Annotated in this window: 18 protein-coding genes; 10 read left to right on the top strand and 8 right to left on the bottom strand. The window is 66.0% G+C overall.

Annotated features, from left to right (window positions below):
- Window positions 1–55 precede the first annotated feature (55 nt).
- Window positions 56–649 carry a beta-1-3, beta-1-6-glucan biosynthesis protein gene (locus tag X268_RS15490; RefSeq protein WP_128925753.1) on the bottom strand — a complete coding sequence of 198 codons (594 nt, stop codon included), beginning with the start codon at window positions 647–649 and terminating at the stop codon, window positions 56–58.
- A gap of 344 nt (window positions 650–993) precedes the next feature.
- Here X268_RS15490 and X268_RS15485 point away from each other — a divergent pair, with 344 nt between their 5' ends.
- On the top strand, window positions 994–2,553 hold the full coding sequence (locus X268_RS15485) for a glycoside hydrolase family 17 protein (protein ID WP_164937754.1): 1,560 nt from the start codon (window positions 994–996) through the stop codon (window positions 2,551–2,553).
- Here the strand turns inward: X268_RS15485 and X268_RS15480 are convergent.
- Entirely contained in the window at window positions 2,513–2,893 is a 381-nt protein-coding gene (locus X268_RS15480; protein ID WP_100174799.1) for a hypothetical protein, read from the bottom strand. The two genes, X268_RS15485 and X268_RS15480, sit on opposite strands and share 41 nt — an antisense overlap.
- 149 nt (window positions 2,894–3,042) lie before the next feature.
- Between X268_RS15480 and X268_RS39465 the strand changes: the two genes are divergently transcribed.
- Window positions 3,043–3,189 (top strand): hypothetical protein, encoded by a 147-nt coding sequence (locus X268_RS39465; protein ID WP_164934922.1) that lies wholly within the window; start codon window positions 3,043–3,045, stop codon window positions 3,187–3,189.
- A 21-nt stretch (window positions 3,190–3,210) separates the two neighbouring features.
- On the opposite strand, the gene X268_RS39460 is transcribed toward X268_RS39465, so the two are convergent.
- Both X268_RS39460 and X268_RS15475 read right to left on the bottom strand, forming a co-directional pair.
- On the bottom strand, window positions 3,211–3,366 hold the full coding sequence (locus tag X268_RS39460) for a hypothetical protein (RefSeq protein WP_164937753.1): 156 nt from the start codon (window positions 3,364–3,366) through the stop codon (window positions 3,211–3,213).
- A gap of 213 nt (window positions 3,367–3,579) precedes the next feature.
- Window positions 3,580–4,941 carry a hypothetical protein gene (locus tag X268_RS15475; protein ID WP_128925751.1) on the bottom strand — a complete coding sequence of 454 codons (1,362 nt, stop codon included), beginning with the start codon at window positions 4,939–4,941 and terminating at the stop codon, window positions 3,580–3,582.
- A gap of 175 nt (window positions 4,942–5,116) precedes the next feature.
- Here X268_RS15475 and glmU point away from each other — a divergent pair, with 175 nt between their 5' ends.
- Both glmU and X268_RS15465 read left to right on the top strand, forming a co-directional pair.
- Window positions 5,117–6,472, top strand: a complete 1,356-nt coding sequence (gene glmU, locus X268_RS15470; protein WP_128925750.1) for a bifunctional UDP-N-acetylglucosamine diphosphorylase/glucosamine-1-phosphate N-acetyltransferase GlmU — start codon at window positions 5,117–5,119, stop codon at window positions 6,470–6,472.
- A 47-nt stretch (window positions 6,473–6,519) separates the two neighbouring features.
- Entirely contained in the window at window positions 6,520–6,705 is a 186-nt protein-coding gene (locus tag X268_RS15465; RefSeq protein WP_128925749.1) for a hypothetical protein, read from the top strand.
- Between the two features lie 7 nt (window positions 6,706–6,712).
- Here the strand turns inward: X268_RS15465 and X268_RS15460 are convergent, their stop codons facing one another.
- Entirely contained in the window at window positions 6,713–6,931 is a 219-nt protein-coding gene (locus X268_RS15460; RefSeq protein WP_128929278.1) for a hypothetical protein, read from the bottom strand.
- A gap of 221 nt (window positions 6,932–7,152) precedes the next feature.
- On the opposite strand from X268_RS15460, the gene glmS reads away from it, so the two are divergent.
- The 3 genes from glmS (at window position 7,153) to X268_RS15445 (ending at window position 10,812) form a co-directional block, all read left to right on the top strand.
- Window positions 7,153–8,979, top strand: coding sequence for a glutamine--fructose-6-phosphate transaminase (isomerizing) (gene glmS, locus X268_RS15455; protein WP_128925748.1), 1,827 nt, complete (start codon window positions 7,153–7,155; stop codon window positions 8,977–8,979).
- An 84-nt stretch (window positions 8,980–9,063) separates the two neighbouring features.
- Window positions 9,064–9,834 (top strand): DUF502 domain-containing protein, encoded by a 771-nt coding sequence (locus tag X268_RS15450; protein ID WP_128925747.1) that lies wholly within the window; start codon window positions 9,064–9,066, stop codon window positions 9,832–9,834.
- A 105-nt stretch (window positions 9,835–9,939) separates the two neighbouring features.
- Window positions 9,940–10,812, top strand: coding sequence for an NAD(P)-dependent oxidoreductase (locus tag X268_RS15445; protein ID WP_128925746.1), 873 nt, complete (start codon window positions 9,940–9,942; stop codon window positions 10,810–10,812).
- Window positions 10,813–10,823: 11 nt separating this feature from the next.
- Here X268_RS15445 and X268_RS15440 read toward each other — a convergent pair whose 3' ends face one another.
- Window positions 10,824–11,261, bottom strand: coding sequence for a P-loop NTPase family protein (locus X268_RS15440; protein WP_245477917.1), 438 nt, complete (start codon window positions 11,259–11,261; stop codon window positions 10,824–10,826).
- Window positions 11,262–11,598: 337 nt separating this feature from the next.
- Between X268_RS15440 and panE the strand changes: the two genes are divergently transcribed.
- Window positions 11,599–12,528 (top strand): 2-dehydropantoate 2-reductase, encoded by a 930-nt coding sequence (gene panE, locus X268_RS15435; RefSeq protein ID WP_128925744.1) that lies wholly within the window; start codon window positions 11,599–11,601, stop codon window positions 12,526–12,528.
- Here panE and recG read toward each other — a convergent pair.
- Window positions 12,525–14,633 carry an ATP-dependent DNA helicase RecG gene (recG, locus tag X268_RS15430; RefSeq protein ID WP_128925743.1) on the bottom strand — a complete coding sequence of 703 codons (2,109 nt, stop codon included), beginning with the start codon at window positions 14,631–14,633 and terminating at the stop codon, window positions 12,525–12,527. The genes panE and recG overlap by 4 nt on opposite strands.
- 257 nt (window positions 14,634–14,890) lie before the next feature.
- On the opposite strand from recG, the gene X268_RS15425 reads away from it, so the two are divergent.
- Both X268_RS15425 and mfd read left to right on the top strand, forming a co-directional pair.
- The gene (locus X268_RS15425) at window positions 14,891–15,181 is read left to right on the top strand and encodes an FAD assembly factor SdhE (protein WP_128925742.1); all 291 of its coding nucleotides are present in this window, start codon (window positions 14,891–14,893) and stop codon (window positions 15,179–15,181) included.
- On the top strand, window positions 15,178–18,696 hold the full coding sequence (mfd, locus tag X268_RS15420; protein ID WP_128925741.1) for a transcription-repair coupling factor: 3,519 nt from the start codon (window positions 15,178–15,180) through the stop codon (window positions 18,694–18,696). Before X268_RS15425 ends, mfd begins: the two co-directional genes overlap by 4 nt.
- Before the next feature lie 132 nt (window positions 18,697–18,828).
- Here the strand turns inward: mfd and X268_RS15410 are convergent, their stop codons facing one another.
- Window positions 18,829–20,052, bottom strand: a complete 1,224-nt coding sequence (locus X268_RS15410) for a GGDEF domain-containing protein (protein ID WP_128925739.1) — start codon at window positions 20,050–20,052, stop codon at window positions 18,829–18,831.
- Window positions 20,053–20,117: the final 65 nt, after the last annotated feature.

Raw genomic sequence — 20,117 nt, 5'->3', positions numbered from 1 at the left:
TGCCAACCCCGTCTATGGCCGATCGTTCCTGAACGACAGCTGAAACGATCCGCGGTTATTTCGGGGGCGCGGGGCTCGGGCTTGCCGCCGGCGAGGGGCTCGCGGCCGGCTGCGGTGCCGGCGGATTGCCTGACGCCGGTGCTGCGGGCTGAGCGGCGCTCGCGGCCGCCTGCTGCGGCTGGGCCGCCGGGTTGATCCAGCAGGCGTGCACACGGCTGTCCAGGGTCTCGGCGACCTTGGGATCGATCTGGCCGCCGAACCGGGTCAGGCAGCGGAACGCGGCCTGGATGTGGCCGCCGGGGCAGCCGAACCGATCGTAGAGGTCGAGATGGCGGAACGCGGTATCGAGGTCATCCCGCCACATCAGCCGCACCACGCGCCGGCCGAGCCAGACGCATTCGGGATTGCCGGCCGGGCCGTTGATGACCTGGGCCGCTTCGGCGAACTCGTCGGTGCGGCGCTGATTCTGAGCGGCATCCTTGGCCGCGTCGGCGGGCTGGGCAGCGGCCTTGCCCTGGTCGGGGGCGGGCGTGCCGCTCTGGGCGGCGGCGCCACCGAGACCGGCGAAAACGAGAAGGGAGGAGACGGCCAAGGTGGCGGCGAACTGCCGCAGGACCGCATTTCGTGACTCGAACACCCGTTGCCGCATGAATTCCCCAATGTATCCGCTGGCCGTCCGCGTCAGGATCCCGCGGACGCGCCGGTGATGGCGTCCAAATGGGTCTCCAATGCGGCGGAAAAGTCTTTCGGAGTCCATGACCTGTATTTGGAATTTTGTCCAGCAAAGTCACGATGCTAGGCCCCGGTCGAACAGCCGCAGTCCGATTCCTCCGAGGGGAGGCGCGGATCAGCGCAGTGCGACCGGCATTTGGACACCCCCTTGGCAGACGGCGTGCAAGCAGGTAATCGACGGACCCTTCGCGGAGGACGGAACCGATTTCTCTTCGTACGCCACTGGCGCTTCTGCTCGTTTCATTGGGTGCGATTGCTGCCGTGTGGTGGTGGTTGGCGACGCCGATTACGCTCGCGCGTGCCCCGATCGATCCCGCCGAGAAGGTCCAATGCGTCTCCTACGCGCCGTTCCGCGGCGAGCAGACGCCACTGAACGCGTGGACCCATATCGACGCCGAGCAGATCGAGCAGGATCTGCGTCAGCTCAAGGAGATCACCGACTGCGTCCGCACCTATTCGATGGAGAATGGGCTGGACCAGGTGCCGGCGATCGCCGCCAAGGTTGGCGGGTTGAAAGTGCTGCAGGGCATCTGGCTCTCCAGCAACCGTGCCAAGAACTACGAGCAGGCCGGGCTCGCCATCCGCCTTACCAAGCAATTCCCAGAGGTCATCACCACGCTCATCGTCGGCAACGAGGTGCTGCTGCGCGGCGAGATGACGACGGCGGACCTCGTCTCCATCATCCGCCTGGTGAAGACGCAGGTCAGCGTGCCCGTCACCTATGCCGACGTCTGGGAATACTGGCTGAAGAACCGCGAGGTCTATGACAGCGTCGACTTCGTCACGATCCACATCCTGCCTTATTGGGAGGATTTCCCGGTCAAGGCGAAATTCGCCGCAGCCCATGTCGAACAGATCCGCGAACGCATGGCGGTGGCCTTTCCCGGCAAGGAGATCCTGATCGGCGAAACCGGCTGGCCGAGCGAGGGGCGCATGCGCGACGCGGCGCTGCCCTCGCGCACCAACCAGGCGCGGGTGGTCTCGGAAATCCTGAGCCTGGCAAAGGCGCAGAAGTTCCGCGTCAACCTGATCGAATCCTACGACCAGCCGTGGAAGCGCAGGCTGGAAGGCACGGTCGGCGGCTATTGGGGCCTGTATGACGGGGTTCGCCGGAGCCTGAAATATCCGCCGGGCCAGCCGATCAGCAATTTCCCGTACTGGAAATGGTACATGGGCGCGGGCATGGGCCTTTCCGTGCTGGTGTTCGCGGTCGCCCTCATCACGCTGCGCCGGCGGCCGTGGACGCCGCGCTTCTCGGCCTGGCTCGGCGTTGCCATCTCGGCGACGACGGCGGGGAGCCTGCTCGGGATCGGCGCCGACAAGATGTATTACGAGAGCTACGGCATCGGCGGCTGGCTGCTCTGGGGCGCGCTGCTGCTGGCCGGCATCCTGTCGCCGATCTTCTGTGCCCAGGCCATGGTGATCGGCCGCAGCCTTCCGACCTTCCTCGATCTGCTCGGACCGCGCGAGGGGCGGAAATGGTCGAAGCTGACCGCCGTGCTCGGCCTGACGCTCGCGGTGACCGCGGTGATCGCGGCCGCCACCGCGCTCGGCTTCGTGTTCGATCCGCGCTACAAGGATTTTCCCTACGCCGCGCTGACGATGGCGGTGGTGCCGTTTGCGCTCTTGATGCTGAACCGGCCGCAGATCGGCCAGCGTCCGATCGCCGAAGCGGTATTCGCGGGCGTGCTGGCGCTGTCGGCCGCCTTCGTGCTCGTCAACGAAGGCCGCGACAATTGGCAGTCGCTGTGGACCTGCACGATCTATCTGTTGCTCGCGCTCACGCTGTGGCGGGCGCGGGCCGAGCAAACCCGAGAATGAACAGGCCGATCGCAAGGCCCGACAGCACGACATTGTAGAGCACGATGCCGAGGCCGGCCGCGACGAGGCCGACCGTGAGCAGCACGATCGAGGGCCGCATCAGGTTCAACGTCGCAACCACCAGCGCGACGATGCCGAACACCGAGTTCTTGAACAGCACGGTCGAGACCGACCGCGACTTGCAGATCAGCGTCTGAAGCCCGGCATCGCAGGCGAGCGCGACCTGCGAAAACTCGATCGCGAGATAGCGCACGTAGAGCGCACAGCCGACGGTGACGAAACCGACGACGAGCAGGAACTGCACCTGGTAGGGCGTGAGGCGGAAGGGCTTCTTTGTCATGGGGGCAATATGGTCGGGATGGCGCGGGCAGGCAACAGGGCAGGTGATGTTTCCGGCGATTTGGCTCGCCCCAGGCCCCGCGAGGAACAGGCTGGGATCAGGCTCGTTCTGGACGGTGTGATGGTGCATCTTCCGGTCAAGGAGCGAGCATGGACAAGCCGACACAGGAGCAGCTCAACGAACTGAAGCGGCTGAGTAAGGAGGCGCGGGTCGAGGATTGGTCGGAGATCGTCCAGTCCAGAGACGAAGCCGAGATGCGCATTCGCGATCTCAAGGAGAAGGCACGCATCGAGTAGTCGCGTGCGCGCAAGAAAACATCAGGATCGACCCGGAATCTTCCGGTTCTGCTCGGCGAGCCGGCGCTCGTATTTTTCGGCCAATGCGAGCAGTCGTTTCCTGATATGGGGATCTGCCTGGTCTGCAAGCTCGCGGATCAACGCGAGTTGCTCCCGCAAGAAATTCGCGTCCGTCATCTCCGCTCCGAATCACATTCGTCGCGGATAGTGCCTTCTTGAGCCGAGCGCTTCGCTATCATTTGGTATGTTCGCCGACCAGCATGATGGCCATTTCGATCCGAGCCGGCGCTCGACCCAGCCGAGGACGAACAGCACAAGCAATGTGAAGGCAGCTCAGGTCCAAGCGTCCGATCGCCGCACGCTAGCGGCGGCTGTCGCGGATGGCGCGTGCTATCGCCTGAAGAACGACGACAGCGTCGATGTCGCGGTTGCCGACGCCGATGCGGTCTCCGGTTTGGCCGGCGCGGGCTGCGCGGCAGGCGCAGGCGGCGGCTCCTCGCGCTTGGTGCGTTTGGAGGAGTAGCTGCGGCGGCGCTGCGGCTTCTCCGGCTTTGCGCTCGGCGCGGGCGCGGTTTCGGCTTGCGGTGCCGCGTCCTGGGTCTTCTCCGGGCTCTTCTCTTGAACCCTGTCCTGAGACTTCTCCTGTCCCTTTTCCGAGCCGCGCATCGACAGGCGCTGGCCGTCGAAGACGGTGGTCTCGCAGTGACGATCGTTCTCGGCGAGGGTCGCGCAGAATTTTGCGGCGGCGGCCGCGTTGACCAGCGGGCCGGCCCCGAGGCGGAGCTGCATGCCGAGCCCGCTGGTGCCTTCCTTGATCATGATGATCGGCCGCAGCGCCGCGATTTCCGGATTGGACTTGGTCACGCCGCGCCAGAGCGCGCGCAGGCCGTCGATCGAATTGGCGCTGCCGAGATCGATCGCAAAACGCGTCTGCTGAACCGCGATCGCGGGGGACTCGCTCTCGGCCGCGTCCGGCGGCTTGGCGGCTGTCGCGACTTCGGTCGGGGCGGCCTCGGTCTTCTTCTCGGCGGCCTTCTCGTTTGCCTCGGGCTGCACCAATTTCGACGCGGCCGGATCGGGTGGCGCCATGATCGACTTGGACGGCACCAGCGCAAGCGTCGGCAATGCCGAAGTCATGGCGGGCGACTGCTGCACCAGCGAGGCAGCCGCCGCGGTCTGCGGCGGCGGGCTCGATGGCTCCTTGGCCGTTTCCTTTACTGCTTCCTTGGCCGTTTCTTTGGGCGTGTCCTTGGCCGCATCCGTGCGCGGCTTGTCCGCGGCGGAGGCTGGCGTCGAGGCGACCGGCGCAACACTGGGGACCGCGGGCACGGCATCCTGCGGCTTGCCGGCCTGCGGCGGCGTGATCTGCTTGGCGATGGCGCCGGTGACGGAATCGAGCCCTTGCTCCAGCACGGTGACGCGCGAATAAAGCCGGTCGCGATCCGTGTTCAGCGTCTCGATGGCGGCTGCGAGCCGGCGCGCCTCGTTTTGGCTTTCCCTGGTCAGCACCTGGAGCCGGTCGGCCTGGCGCGCAAGGTCGGCGGAGGCGACCTGGTCACGGCGCCAGCCGAGCTGAGCCTGATTGGCCATCACCGCGATGGTGACGGCGCCGACGGCCGCCACGCCCCACGAGCCGAGCCGCCACATCAGGCGGCGGTCGAGCGCGCTTTCCTCGGCCACAAGTCCGGAGAACAGCCCGCTGGTCTCCTTGGTGCCGAAGGCATCCGCCAGTGGGTCGGAATCCTTTGCCATGAACGTTAAGTGCCCAGCCCTGTCCGGCTTCCCCGAATCAATCAGGGAACATTAACAGGAAATGCGTGTCGCACTTGAATTCCGGGCGTTTGCGGGGGTAGCAAAGCAGGACCTTTTTGAGGGTGGCTCGCCGCCCGTCGCGCCAATCGATTCGGCCATATCTGACAGGATCTCGATGACCGCCCGTTCCAGCCTCACGATCGTGCTCGCCGCCGGCGAAGGCACGCGCATGCGATCGAGCCTGCCGAAAGTTCTGCATCCGGTCGCAAGTCAGACGCTGCTTGCCCATGTGCTCGCCGCTGCCCCCCCGGGAACCGGCAGCACACTTGCTATCGTGATCGGTCCCGACCATCAGGCGGTCGCGAATGAGGCAAGGCGCATCAGGCCCGACGCGCTCACCTTCGTGCAGGCCGAGCGGCTCCGCACCGCGCATGCGGTGCTGGCAGCGCGCGAGGCCATCGCACGCGGCGTCGATGACCTCCTGATCGCCTTCGGCGATACGCCGCTGATCTCGGCCGAGACCTTCGCGCGGCTGCGTGCGCCGCTCGCGAAGGGCGCCGCGATCGCAGCGCTCGGTTTTCGCGCCGCTGACCCCACCGGCTACGGCCGCTTCATCGTCGAGGGCGACCGCCTGGTCGCGATCCGCGAGCAGGCCGATGCCAGCGCCGAGGAGCGCAAGATCGATCTGTGCAATGCCGGCGTGATGGCGATCGACGGTCGCCGGGCGCTCGAGATCCTCGGACAGATCGGCAATGCCAATTCCAAGGGCGAATATTATCTGACGGACGCGGTCGAGATTGTCCGCAAGCAGGGATGGGAGTCCGTGGTGATCGAGACCGGCGAGGACGAGGTGCGCGGCATCAACACCAAGGCGCAGCTCGCCGAAGCAGAAGCCGTGATGCAGGCGCGCTTGCGCAAGGCGGCGATGGAGGTCGGCGTCACGCTGATCGCGCCGGAGACCGTCTATCTTGCCGCCGACACCGTGTTCGGCAAGGACGTGACCATCGAGCCGTTCGTGGTGATCGGCCCCGGCGTCTCGATCGCCGACGGCACGGTGATCCATTCCTTTTCGCACATCGTGCAGACGACGCTCGGCAAGAACGTCTCGATCGGGCCCTATGCGCGGCTGCGTCCCGGCACCTCGCTCGGCGACGGCGCGCGCATCGGCAATTTCGTGGAGACCAAGGCGGCGACGCTGGAGGCCGGCGTCAAGGTCAATCATCTCTCCTATATCGGCGATGCCACCGTCGGCGCCAATTCCAACATCGGCGCCGGCACCATCACCTGCAACTACGACGGCTTCAAGAAGCACAAGACGGTGATCGGGCAGGGTGCCTTCGTCGGCACCAACTCCTCGCTGGTGGCACCGGTCAGAATAGGCAACGGCGCCTATATCGGCTCGGGCTCCGTGATCACCCGTGACGTGCCCGACGATGCCATGGCGCTGGAGCGCAATCAGCAGACCATCCGGGACGGCGGCGCGGCGCGCTATCGCGAGATGAAGACGGGCGGCAAGAAGCCGGAGAAATGAGCGGCTGCGTGCCGATTCCTATCCGGTCTTGCTAGGGCTACGCGCTCATGGACGAGGACTTCGTCGACGACGCGTTCGCATTCATCGTCAAGCGTGTCATCATGCCACCCGGACGATGGGTCTTGGAGCAGGTCGGCGAACCCAACCCAACCGAGATCGCGTCCCTGGTCACCGGATTGGCGTTCTGGGCGTTCGTCGTGTTTCTCGTGTTCGCCCTGGTGCTGGGGTGGTGACGCCTCGTTATTCGTCGTCGGCGAATTCCGAGAAGATTGCGCGGGTCAGGCGCCAGCCGCGCGGCTTGGCGCGCTTGACCGGCTCGCCTTCCGGATGCTTCATGAAGACGGGCTTGCTTTCCTTGCCGCGCTGGGGCGGTGGCCAATGCGCCAGATGCGTGCCCGTGGTCTCGCTGGCACGCAAATACATCGATGACAGACCTTTGCGGTCGGACGAGCCCTTCATGGCCTTACTCTCCTGGAGCGGAATCGTTGGCCAAACATGTTGACAACGGGTTAACGCGCGCGGTTTAAGGCCGGCCAATTCGACGCAGGCGAAGCTCAGGTTGCGGTCCATGCTGTCTCAATCCGCAATAATTATTGAGTATATGGTTCCCTGGGAATTTCGCTAAAAACCGAACGCGTCGTTTAGGCGATTTTTCGACGATTTGGGGGATAGTGATCCGCATGTGCGGGATTGTCGGCATTCTCGGGCGCGAGCCGGTTGCGGAGCAGCTGGTGGATTCGCTCAAACGTCTTGAATATCGCGGTTACGACTCGGCGGGGGTTGCCACGCTCGAAGGCAAGCACCTCGAGCGCCGCCGCGCCGAAGGCAAGCTGAAGAACCTCGAGAAGCGGCTGGAGGCCGAGCCGCTCAAGGGCACGACCGGCATCGGTCACACCCGCTGGGCCACCCACGGCAAGCCGACCGTCAACAACGCCCATCCGCACGCGACCGAGCGCGTCGCCGTGGTCCACAACGGCATCATCGAGAATTTCCGCGAGCTGCGCGAGGAGCTCGAGAAGAAGGGCACGGTGTTCAACACTGAGACCGACACCGAGATCGTGCTGCACCTCGTCGACGATCTGCTGACGCGCGGCAACAAGCCGGTCGAAGCCGTCAAGCTGGCGCTGGGACGCTTGCGCGGCGCTTTCGCGCTCGGCTTCATCTTCGCCGGCGACGACGACCTCATGATCGGCGCCCGCAACGGCCCGCCGCTGGCGATCGGCTATGGCGACGGCGAGATGTATCTCGGCTCGGACGCGATCGCGCTTGGCCCGTTCACCGACACGATCAGCTATCTCGAGGACGGCGACTGGGTGGTGCTGACCCGCAAGAGCGCCGATATCTTCGACAAGGACGGCAATGCCGTCCAGCGCGACAAGATCAAGCACGCGGCCTCGACCTCGCTGGTCGACAAGGCCAATTACCGCCACTTCATGGCCAAGGAGATCCACGAGCAGCCGGAAGTGGTCGGCCACACGCTGGCGCGCTACGTCGACATGGCGACCGAGCGCGTCGCGCTGCCGGTCAAGCTTCCCTTCGACTTCAAGACCGTCCAGCGCATCAATATCACCGCCTGCGGCACTGCGAGCTATGCGGGCTACGTCGCAAAATACTGGTTCGAGCGCTTTGCGCGCCTGCCGGTCGAGGTCGATGTCGCCTCCGAATTCCGCTACCGCGAGGCGCCTTTGCGCAAGGGCGATCTCGCCATCTTCATCTCGCAGTCGGGCGAGACCGCCGACACGCTGGCGGCGTTGCGCTATGCCAAGGCCGAGGGCGTGCACACGGTCGCCGTCGTCAACGTGCCGACCTCGACCATCGCACGCGAGAGCGAGACCGTCCTGCAGACGCTGGCCGGCCCCGAGATCGGCGTCGCCTCGACCAAGGCTTTCACCTGCCAGCTGATGGTGCTGGCCAACCTTGCGATCGCGGCCGGCAAGGCGCGCGGCGAATTGTCCGACGAGGACGAGACCAAGCTGGTCCACGGTCTCGTGGAGGTGCCGCGCTTGATGGCGGCTGCGCTCACCACCGAGCTCCAGATCGAGAAGCTGGCGCACCGGATCGCCAAGTCGCGCGACGTGCTCTATCTCGGCCGCGGCACCAGCTTCCCGCTCGCACTCGAAGGCGCGCTGAAGCTGAAGGAGATCTCCTACATCCACGCCGAGGGCTATGCGGCCGGCGAGCTCAAGCATGGGCCGATCGCGCTGATCGACGAGACCATGCCGGTTGTCGTCATCGCGCCCTACGACCGGGTGTTCGAAAAGACCGTCTCCAACATGCAGGAGGTCGCGGCCCGCGGCGGCAACATCATCCTGATGACGGACGCCAAGGGCGCGGAAGAGGCGACCGTCGAGTCCCTCGTCACCATCGTCATGCCCGACATGGCGGCGGCTTTCACGCCGATGGTCTATGCCGTTCCCGTGCAGCTGCTCGCCTATCACACCGCCGTCGTCATGGGCACCGACGTCGACCAGCCGCGCAACCTCGCGAAATCGGTGACTGTGGAATAGGCAGACGGGATATCGATCGGTCGCGGTCTTCCAAAACCTGCTAGAAGACCCTAGCTTGTGTGCTGCGACCGACCTGGAACCCGAATGACCCCCCGCGACGACGCGCCTGCGCCTCTTGATCCCGTCCCGGAACCGCATACCGGCCTGATGGGCCGCTTCCGCAATTATTTTCTGACCGGCCTCGTCGTCACAGGACCGATCGCAATCACCCTGTACCTGGTCTGGTGGTTCGTCACCTGGGTCGACGGCGTGGTGCGGCCATTCGTGCCGCTTGCCTATCGGCCCGAGACCTATCTGCCCTACGTCATTCCCGGCTGGGGACTGGTTGTCGCATTCTTCACGCTGACCCTGGTCGGATTCCTCGCCGCCAACCTGATCGGGAAGACGCTGGTCGACGTCGGCGAGACCTTCCTCGGCCGGATCCCGGCCGTGCGCGCGATCTATCGCGGCCTGAAGCAGGTGTTCGAGACGTTGTTCTCGGGCAAGGGATCGAGCTTCCGGAAAGTGGGCCTGGTCGAATTTCCGTCGCCGGGCATGTGGTCGATCGTGCTGATCTCGCAATCGCCGAACGAGGACATCGCGCGCAGCCTGCCGGGGCAGGAGGAGCACGTCTCGGTGTTCCTGCCATGCTCGCCGAACCCGACCACCGGCTTCTTCTTCTATGTCCCGAAGAGCAAGGTCATCGAGGTCGATCTCACGGCCGAGGACGCGGCGACGCTGATCATGTCGGCCGGCGTGGTGCAGCCGGGCTCGGCACCCGATCCGAAGAAGGCGGCGGCGCTTGCCGGCGTGGCGAATGCCGCGCGGATCGCCAATGCGTCGGCGCTTCAGCCCGAGCCTGCGAAGGTGGAGTAGGGCCATTCCCTCGCGGGATGGCCGCGTTCACACAAGCACTTTCGTCCTCTGCTAGTGTTCCGGTTGAATCGAGCGCCTCGCTCGCAATTCGACCTGGAGTGCACGATGTCCAAGACCATTGCGTCCAAGACCATTGCGATCCTCGCACCCGGCGCCATGGGCAGCGCCATCGCCCGTCGCCTCAGCGAAAACGGCGCGCGCGTGCTGACCTCCTTGAAGGGCCGCAGCGAGGCGACGCTGAAGCGCGCAGCAGACGCCGGCATGGTCGGCGCAGATGACGATGCGATCGCCGCCGCCGACATCATTCTCTCGATCGTGCCGCCAGGCGAAGCCGTTGCGCTGGCCGAACGGCTGGCCGCGCTGATCGTCAGGCGCCAGAACAAGCCGATCGTGGTCGATTGCAACGCCGTCAATGTCGACACCGTGCAAAGGATTGAAGAGATCATCGGCTCAGCCCAGGCGCCGTTCGTCGATGCCGGCATCATTGGATTTCCGCCGCAGCCTGGCGGCAAGAGCCCGGCCTTCTACATGTCCGGCGAGTACGCTAAGGACGTTGCGGTGCTCAGGGATTTCGGCCTCGACGTGCGGATCGTCGAAGGCCCGGTCGGCGCGGCCTCCGCTCTGAAAATGTCCTATGCCGGCATCGTCAAGGGCCTCGCCGGCATCGGCTCGGCCATGGTGGTCGCGGCAACGAAAGCGGGCGCGGCCGACGCGCTGCGCGACGAGCTGGCTTTGAGCCAGCCCGCGATCCTGGCACGGCTCGAGATCGCGCTGCCGGACATGATTCCGAAGGCCTATCGCTGGGTCGCCGAGATGCGGGAGATTTCAGGTTTCCTCGGGCCTGATCATCCCGCCAGCCAGATCTATGAGGGCCTTGCACGGTGGTTCGAACATCTGGCGGAAGATGCGAAGGGCGAGGCGATCGACGCCGAGCTGATGAAGACGTTTGCCGCAAGCATCGCGCGGAAGACATCCTGACCGGCCCGTGCTCACTCGCCTTCCACTGAAACCGAGTCCAGAAAGCCCTGAATGTCCCGGTCGCGTCTCAACCGCACGACCGGGACGTCGGGGCCATGTTGGCGGCGCTCGGCGTCGATGACCGGCACGCGCTCGGTATCGTAGCGCCACGCCTCCTGCATCAGCTTCCAGTCGAACTGTTCCGGACATCCCTCGGGCAAATCGGGCCGGCTCATGTCGCGGTCGAAGGCCGAGCGCCAGAGAATGCGCCACTGGCAGAGCCAGCGCGGACGGTCGATAACGACGAGAATATCGGCGCGTGCGATCGTGAGATCGAAGGCGAGGCCCGAGAAGCTGCCGTCGACGACCCATGCATCGCCCGCGATCGCTTCAGTGACTCGCGAGCGAAAGCTGGCTTTGTCGGATGGCGTCCAGCCCGGTTGCCAATAGAGCACGTCGAGATGCACCACGGGCAGGTCGAGCTTTCGCCCGAGATTGAGGGCAAGGCTCGTCTTTCCGCTTCCCTGGGAGCCAACGACGATGATCCGGCGCATGGTGGCAAGGTTTCACGAAAACAGGCTCTGCGGAAGGGTCAGTCTTCTGACCCGGCTCTCCCCACGGCGTCATTGCGAGCCAACGGGTCCGCGCATAGCGCGGCCCGATGACGGGCTCAGCGAAACAATCCAGAATCTTTCCACAGAGACAGTCTGGATTGCTTCGCTTCGCTCGCAATGACCGGGAGGAGACGACGCGAGGCCCATCTGTTATTGTTTCTGCGGATGCAGTTCCTCTGCAATGGGAGCTTGAATGAGAGTGCTGGTGATCGGCGCGGGCGCGCTGGGCGGCTATTACGGGGCTTGCCTCGTCCGAGCAGGCCGCGACGTGACCTTTCTGGTGCGCGGGAAGCGGGCCGATCAACTGCAGCGGAACGGCCTTAAGGTCGCCAGCCCACACGGCGACTTCGCCGTGCAGCCGAAGCTTCTTGTGGCCGGTGAACTCAAGGCGCCGTTCGACGTCGTGCTCGTCGGCGTGAAGGCCTATTCGCTGGATGACGCGATGAGCCAGTTTGCGCCCGCTGTCGGGCCCGACACGATGATCCTGCCGATCCTGAACGGGTTGAAACATCTCGACGCCCTCACCGCCAGGTTCGGCGCTGCTCGTGTCCTCGGCGGGCTCGCGAATGTCAGCGCCGGGCTCGATGCGGAGGGCCGGGTGGTTCACTTCATGGCCAATCAGACCATCGTCTTCGGCGAGATCGAGGGCGCACTGAGCGAACGTGTGCTCGCCCTGGAAAAGCTGCTCCAGGTCCCCGGTATCGACGTGCGCGCCAGCGAAGCGATCATGCAGGACATGTGGGAGAAGTTCGTCCAGCTCTCGACGCTCGCCGGCATCACCTGCCTGATGCGCGCGAGCATCGGAGACATCCTGGCCGTCCCCAACGGGGAGCAATCCATCTTCCGCCTGTTCGCCGAATGCTGCGCCATTGCGACGGCTTCCGGTTTTGAACCACGCGCGCCGTTCATCGAATTCGACCGAAAACTGTTTACGACCCTGGACTCGCCGCTCAAGGCCTCGATGCTGCGCGACATCGAGCGCGGCTCGATCACGGAGGCGGAGCATATTCTGGGCGACATGGCTAATCGGGCCCGCATCCTCGGCATCGACACGCCGCTGCTGGACCTCGCCCGCGCGCATGTGGCGGCTTACGAGGTGGGGCGGCAGAGGGCCGAGCGTTAACCCGCGCCGATCAACGGGATCGCCTCGTCCCGCTCGTACAGATATAGCAGGCAGCGCAGCGCCTCGCCGCGCTCGCCTTTCAGCTTCGGATCCTCCTTGAGGATGCGCAGCGCCTCGTCTCTGGCCTGGGCGATGAGCTGGCCGTGCACCTCCGGGCGCGCGATGCGGTAGCCGGGCAGTCCGCTCTGACGCACGCCGAGCACGTCGCCTTCGCCGCGCAGCTTCAAATCTTCCTCGGCGATACGGAAGCCGTCGGTGGTCTCGCGGATCACTTTCAGCCGCGCCTTCGACATCTCACCAAGCGGCTCGCCATAGAGCAGAATGCAGGTCGAGGCTTCCGAGCCGCGGCCGATGCGGCCACGGAGCTGGTGCAGCTGGGCGAGGCCGAAACGTTCGGCGTTCTCGATCACCATGATGGTCGCGGCCGGCACATCGACGCCGACCTCGACCACGGTCGTTGCGACAAGGAGGCCGATCTCGTGGGCGGCGAACTGGCCCATGACGCGGTCCTTCTCGGTGCCCTTCATCTGGCCGTGGACGAGGCCGACGCGGTCGCCGAAACGTTTTTGCAGGGTCTCGAACCGCTTGGTCGCGTTGGTGAGGTGCTCGGTGCCCTCGGCCTCGGATTCCTCGACCAGCGGGCAGATCCAGTAGACCAGCTTGCCGGCATCGAGCGCGCGGCCGACTCCCTCCATGACCTCGCTGATCCGGCTCATCGGCACCGCGCGGGTATCGATCGGCTGGCGACCGGCCGGCTTTTCGCGCAGCTCGGAAATGTCCATGTCGCCGAAATAGGTCAGCACAAGTGTGCGCGGGATCGGCGTGGCGCTGAGCACCAGCACGTCGACCGCTTCGCCCTTTGAGGTCAGCGCCAGCCGCTCGCGGACGCCAAAGCGGTGCTGCTCGTCGACGATGGCGAGCGCGAGGTCGCGGAAGATCACATCGTCCTGGATCAGGGCATGGGTGCCGACGAGGAGGTCGATCTCACCTGTTGCGAGCTGCGCGATGATCTCGCGCCGTTCCTTGCCTTTTTCGCGGCCGGTGAGGATCGCGACTCGTATGCCGGCCCGCTCGGCGAGCGGGGCGATGGTCTTGATGTGCTGGCGCGCCAAGATTTCCGTCGGCGCCATCAGCGCGGCCTGCTTGCCGACCTCGGCGACGGCGGCAGCCGCGAGCAGCGCCACCACGGTCTTGCCGGAGCCGACATCGCCCTGGAGCAGCCGCAGCATGCGCACCGGCTGCTGCAGATCCTCAGCGATGGCGGCCGCGGCGCTACGCTGGGACGGCGTCAGCGCGTAAGGAAGCGCGTCGATGATCTTGCTGCGCAGGTGTCCGTCGCCGGCATTGCGCACACCGGCCGGGCGGCGGAGTTGCGCGCGGATCAGGGCCAACGCGAGCTGGCCGGCCAAGAGCTCGTCGAAGGCGAGCCGCGACCAGAACGGCCGGTCCGGCAGGATATCCGTCAGCTCGATCGGCTGGTGCACACGGGTGAGCGCTTCCGCGATCGGCGGGAAATTGCAACGGCGCATCACCTCCGGGCTGATCCATTCCGGCAGGGCCGGCAGCTTCTGCAGCGCCTGCGCGATCGCGCGGCGGAGCGAGCCGAGCGCGAGGCCTTCCGTCAGCGGATAGACCGGGTCTATGCCGGAGAGTTTCGAGATCGCCTCCTCGTCGAGCACGCGGTCGGGATGCACGATCTGCGGGATGCCGTCGTACATCTGCAGCGTGCCGGAGACGAAGCGCTTCTCGCCGACGGGCAAGAGCTTCTCGACATAGCCTGGCTTGGCGCGGAAGAAGGTCAGCACGACGTCGCCGGTGTCGTCGCTGGCATAGACCAGATACGGCGCGCGCGCGTTGCGCGGCGGGGGCGGGCGGTGGCGATCGACGGTGACCTCCAGCGTCACCATGGTTCCCTGGACCGCGTCGCGGATCTTCGGCCGCGCCCGGCGGTCGATCACCTGGCTCGGCAGATGCAGCAAGAGGTCGACCAGCCGCGGCGTCTCATTGCGGCTGAGCAGGTACTGCAGCAGCTTGTCCTGCTTCGGACCGACGCCGGGAAGGCTGGTCACGGCAGCAAACAGCGGATTGAGCAGGCTGGGGCGCATTCTCGCAACATTCGTCATGCGCGGGCCTGACCCGCGCATCCATCTTTTCAATGACGATGGATTGCCGGGTCCCGGCTCCGCAAACGGCTTCGCCGGGCTCTCGATATCAGGCCGGCGAAGCTTTGCGAAGACGGCAAGCCCGGCAATGACGGTCCCCAAACAATTGCAATAACAAAGGGCTGACAGGGCCACCTCGAGTGGCTATATCACCCCGGCCCGGCACGTCCGGGCTTTCTGCGTTTGACTGGATTTGAGACATGACGGGAACGACACGATCGAGCAGCGGGCTGGACGACCGCCGCAAGCGGCTTTTGTTCCGCTGCTGGCACCGCGGCACGCGCGAGATGGATTTGATCCTCGGCCGCTTCGCGGATGCCGAGATCGGCAATCTGTCGGATGACGAGCTGAGGCAGCTCGAGACGCTGCTCGAGGTCAATGATCCCGATCTCTATGCCGCCATCACCGGCGACAAGGTGCTGCCGGCCGAGGTCACCGGCGCGCTGTTTGCCCGCATCAAGGCCTATCCGATCGCGGACGGCGGCGTATGAAGCAGGGGATGAAATCTCCGGCCGAGCTGCTTGCGCCCGGCCGAGCGCTGACGCTTGCCAATGTCGCGGAAGGCGCCGAGGGGCTGGTCGTCTCCGACCTCGCGCGGGCCATCGCGGCGCGGCCGAAGAAGCCGGCGGTCAGCCTTGCCGTGGTGTGCCGCGACGGTCCGCGTATGCAGCAGCTCGAACGCGCGCTGCAATTCTTCGCGCCGGATCTGCCGGTGCTGACCTTTCCGGCCTGGGACTGCCAGCCCTATGACCGCGTCTCGCCGCATGGCGGCATCCTGGCCCAGCGTCTGACCACGCTGGCACGGCTGGCGGCGCTCACCGGCAGCGACAAGCCGCTGATCGTGCTGACGACGGTGAACGCGGTGGTGCAGCGCGTGCCCGCGCGCGAGCTCGTCGCGGCGCAGGCGCTGTCGGTCGCACCGGGCAACGTGGTACCGATGGACACCATCGTCGGCTGGCTCGAGCACAACGGCTACAACCGCTCCTCGACCGTGCGCGAGCCCGGCGAATACGCCGTGCGCGGCGGCATCCTCGACCTGTTTCCGGCCGGCCTCGAGCAGCCGGTCCGCTTCGATTTCTTCGGCGACAGCCTGGAATCGATCCGCACCTTCGACGCGGAGACCCAGCGCACGCTGCTGGACATGCGTTCGCTCGATCTCGTGCCGGTCTCGGAATTTCAGCTCGTCACCGACACCATCCGCCGCTTCCGCATGGGCTATGTCGCCGAGTTCGGCGCGCCCGAGCGTGACGATGCGCTGTACGAGGCCGTCAGCGAGGGGCGCCGCCATCCCGGCATGGAGCACTGGTTGCCGCTGTTCCAGGACCGGATGGACACGCTGTTCGACTATCTGCAAGGCGCAGCGATCGCGATCGAGCCGCAGGCCGAGGACGCCGTCCGCGAGCGCTTCAAGCAGATCCTCGATTACTACCAGGCCCGTCGCGAGGCGATGGAGCATCCCGGCGGCGGTGCGATCTACAAGCCGCTGCCGCCGGATCGGCTCTATCTGACCGAGGAGGAGTGGACCAGGCGCCTCGGCGAGATCCCGCTGGCGCGGCTGACGCCGTTCTCGGTGCCGACGGATGGGACGAGCGTCGTCGACGCCGGCGCGCGCAAGGGCCGCGATTTCGCGCCGGAGCGCAACGACACCACCGTCAACGTGTTCGAATCCGTCGTCAGCCACGTCATGGCGTTGCAGGCGCAGCGCAAGAAGGTCGTGATCGCACTGTGGACCGAAGGCTCGCGCGACCGCATGACCTCCATGCTGCGCGACCACAAGCTGGCCCACACCACCAGCGTCAATTCCTGGCGCACGGTGCAGGCCACACCGCGCAACGAGACCATGCTGGCCGTGCTCGGCCTCGAAAGCGGTTTCGAGACCGACGAGATCGCGCTGATCAGCGAGCAGGACATCCTCGGCGACCGCCTGGTGCGGCCGCGCAAGGCCAGCCGCAAGCTCGACAATTTCATCTCGGAGGTGACGAGCCTTGCCGCCGGCGACATCGTCGTCCATGTCGAGCACGGCATCGGCCGCTTCGTCGGCCTGCAGACGCTGGACGTCGCCGGCGCGCCGCATGACTGCCTCGAGCTGCATTATGCCGCCGAGACCAAGCTGTTCCTCCCGGTCGAGAACATCGAGCTGCTGTCGCGATACGGCTCGGACCAAACCACGGTCGAGCTGGATAAGCTCGGCGGCTCGGGCTGGCAGACCCGCAAGGCGAAGCTGAAGAACCGGATCCGCGAGATCGCGGGCGAGCTGATCAAGATCGCCGCCGAACGCATGCTGCACGAGGCTCCGAAGCTGCCGGTGCAGCAGGGCCTTTACGACGAATTCTGCGCGCGCTTCCCCTATGACGAGACCGAGGACCAGCTGGGGGCGATCGAGTCCACGCTGAAGGACCTCGAAAAGGGCCGCCCGATGGACCGGCTGATCTGCGGCGACGTCGGCTTCGGCAAGACCGAGGTGGCGCTGCGCGCCGCCTTCGCGGTGGCGCTCGACGGCAAGCAGGTCGCCGTCGTGGTGCCGACCACGCTGCTGGCGCGCCAGCACTACAGGACCTTCAGCGAGCGGTTCAAGGGCTTTCCCGTCAACGTCGCGCAGGCCTCGCGCCTGATCCCGACCAAGCAGCTCAACGAGGTCAAGAAGGGCCTCGCCGACGGCTCCGTCGACATCGTCGTCGGCACCCACGCGCTGCTCGGCAAGGCCATCAAATTCCGCGACCTTGGCCTGCTCATCGTCGACGAGGAGCAGCATTTCGGCGTCAGCCACAAGGAGCGGCTGAAGGCGCTGCGCGCCGAGGTCCACGTGCTGACGCTGTCGGCGACGCCGATTCCGCGCACCCTGCAGCTGGCGCTGACCGGCGTCCGCGAGCTCTCGATCATCGCTTCGCCCCCGGTGGATCGTTTGGCGGTGCGCACCTTCGTCGCCCCGCACGATCCCCTGATGATCCGCGAGGCGCTCTTGCGCGAGCGCTATCGCGGCGGCCAGGCGTTCTACGTGGTGCCGCGCATCGACGACCTCGCCGAGGTCAAGGACTTCCTCGACAAGAACGTGCCGGAGATGAAGGTCGCGGTTGCGCACGGCCAGATGCCGCCTGCCGTGATCGAAGACATCATGACCGCATTCTACGACGGCAAGTTCGACATCCTGCTGTCAACCACGATCGTCGAGTCCGGCCTCGACATCCCCAACGCCAACACGCTGATCGTGCACCGCGCCGACATGTTCGGCCTGGCGCAGCTCTATCAGCTCCGCGGCCGCGTCGGCCGTTCGAAACTGCGAGCCTATGCGCTGTTCACGCTGCCGGCACAGCAGAAGATCACCGCGCAGGCCGAGCGCCGGCTCACGGTGCTGCAATCGCTGGAGACGCTGGGCGCCGGCTTCCAGCTTGCGTCCCACGACCTCGACATCCGCGGCGCCGGCAATCTGCTCGGCGAGGAGCAGTCCGGCCACATCAAGGAGGTCGGCTTCGAGCTCTATCAATCGATGCTGGAGGAGGCGATCGTCAACCTCAAGGCCGGCGTCTCCGAGCCGGCCGCCGACCGCTGGTCGCCGTCGATCACCATCGGCATGCCCGTGCTGATTCCGGAGGATTACGTCAGCGACCTCTCGGTGCGGCTGTCGCTGTACCGGCGTCTGGCCGATCTCGACACCGAGGAGGAGATCGAGAATTTCGGCGCCGAGATGCGCGACCGCTTCGGCGTGCTGCCGGACGAGGTGCGCTATCTGTTCAAGGTCGCCGCGATCAAGGCGTTCTGCCGCCGGGCCAATGTCGAGAAGATCGACGCCGGCCCGAAGGGCGCCGTCATCGTCTTCCGCGACAATTCCTTCGCCTATCCCGATCGCCTCGTGACCTTCATCCGCAGCTACGGCCAGGCCGCCAAGGTGCGGCCCGACATGAAGGTGGTGTTCCTGCAAGACTGGGAGACGCCGGAAGAGCGTCTCGCCGGCACCACGGAGATCATGCGGCAGCTGGCGCAGCTCGCCGAGAGCAAGAAGGCGGCTTGAAGGCTCCGGTCTCACCACCTCATTGCGAGCAGCCTTTGCGACGAAGCAATCCAGAATCTTTCCACGGAGACAGCCTGGATTGCTTCGCTGCGCTCGCAATGACGGTGTTTGTCGCGGCAGCTCGCGAGAAAGTTACGACGCCGCCCTCGACGCGTCCGCCGACAGCCGCGCCAGCAAGGACCTGGCGGTATCGGACGGCGACAGCGAATCCACGCTGACAACGGGCTCGCTGCGCATCTCGTGCTTGCCGTTGGAGGTGTGCCGCATCACGGCCGATAAGCGTCGCGCGATCATGTGCGCGGTGCGGAAGTCAGTTTCCGCGAAAACGACGATCACCGAGCCGTCCTTCTGCGCCGCGCCGAAGTCCATCTGCCGCATCAGCCGGCTGAGGATGCGGGCAGCATCGAGCTGGGCGCGGGAATTGCCGGGATCGAAGGCGAAGCGCGCGACCGACAAACCACCGCCGCGGGCGAGGGTCTGTTCGACCGCCTTGGCGAAATCGCGAGCGAAGGCTTCCACCGTGAGCAGGCCGCTGCGCGGATCGAGCCAGCCCCCGGCATCGATCGAGCGCAAGGTGCGGCTCAGCTGCGCTTCCATCGCGTGCTGGCGGATCAGGGGCAACGCGTTCGCGGCGACCCTCGCGGGCTCGCCAGGGATCAGCTCGAGATTGGGCAGGTCGTAAGTCTGTGTCAGCTGGTGCGCGGTGACGACGACGGGCAGGCTGCGGAATCGGGTGTCCTCCGCGAGCACCGTGAGAAAGGCATCGGTCACGCGCGCGGTAAAACCTTCGGCGAGCACGACGCCGTCGAGGTCGCGGGTGTTGAGATGCTTGGCGGCGGCCTCGATCGAGAGCGCACCGACCACGCCGACGCGCTCACCCAGCGCGACGGAGAGCGCAGGGTAAGCCGCACCCCGGCCGATCAGGAGCACAGTGGCATCGCGCGCGGGATCGCCTTCCGGCAGCGCGACCTTCGCTTCGGGCAGCCGGCGCAGCACCGTGGCATGGAGCGTACGCACGCGCAGCGCGGCGCGAAGCCGTGCGATCAGGCCGTCAGGATTGCCGCCACGCGAGGAGAAGGGCAGGGCGTTGTGAGGCAGGGTGCCGGCGGCATCGACGGCCACGAAGGGAAGGTAAGGCGATTGTTCGGCGATCTTCTTTGCGAGCGGCGCGATATGCGGCTCGTGTCCGCCATGCATCGCGGCGAGAATTGCCGCCGGCTGCACCTCCTCGACCGCGCGTGCCGCGCTGGCCCAGTCGATGTCCACCACGGGAAACAGCCGGGCCTCGTCCAGCGCCCCGATGAAGGGCGGCCGCTCGGCATTGGACACAAACAGGATCGGGCCCGCCTGGGACATGAGGAAACTCTGATCGCGCAGCAATTTGCCGCGCAATCTAGTTCGGCCGCCTTAATGCAGCGTCA

It is taken from the genome of Bradyrhizobium guangxiense (assembly GCF_004114915.1).
Lineage (GTDB): Bacteria > Pseudomonadota > Alphaproteobacteria > Rhizobiales > Xanthobacteraceae > Bradyrhizobium > Bradyrhizobium guangxiense.
The sequence above is the reverse complement of the archived record's forward strand: the minus strand, read 5'-3'. Positions and strand labels throughout refer to the sequence as shown.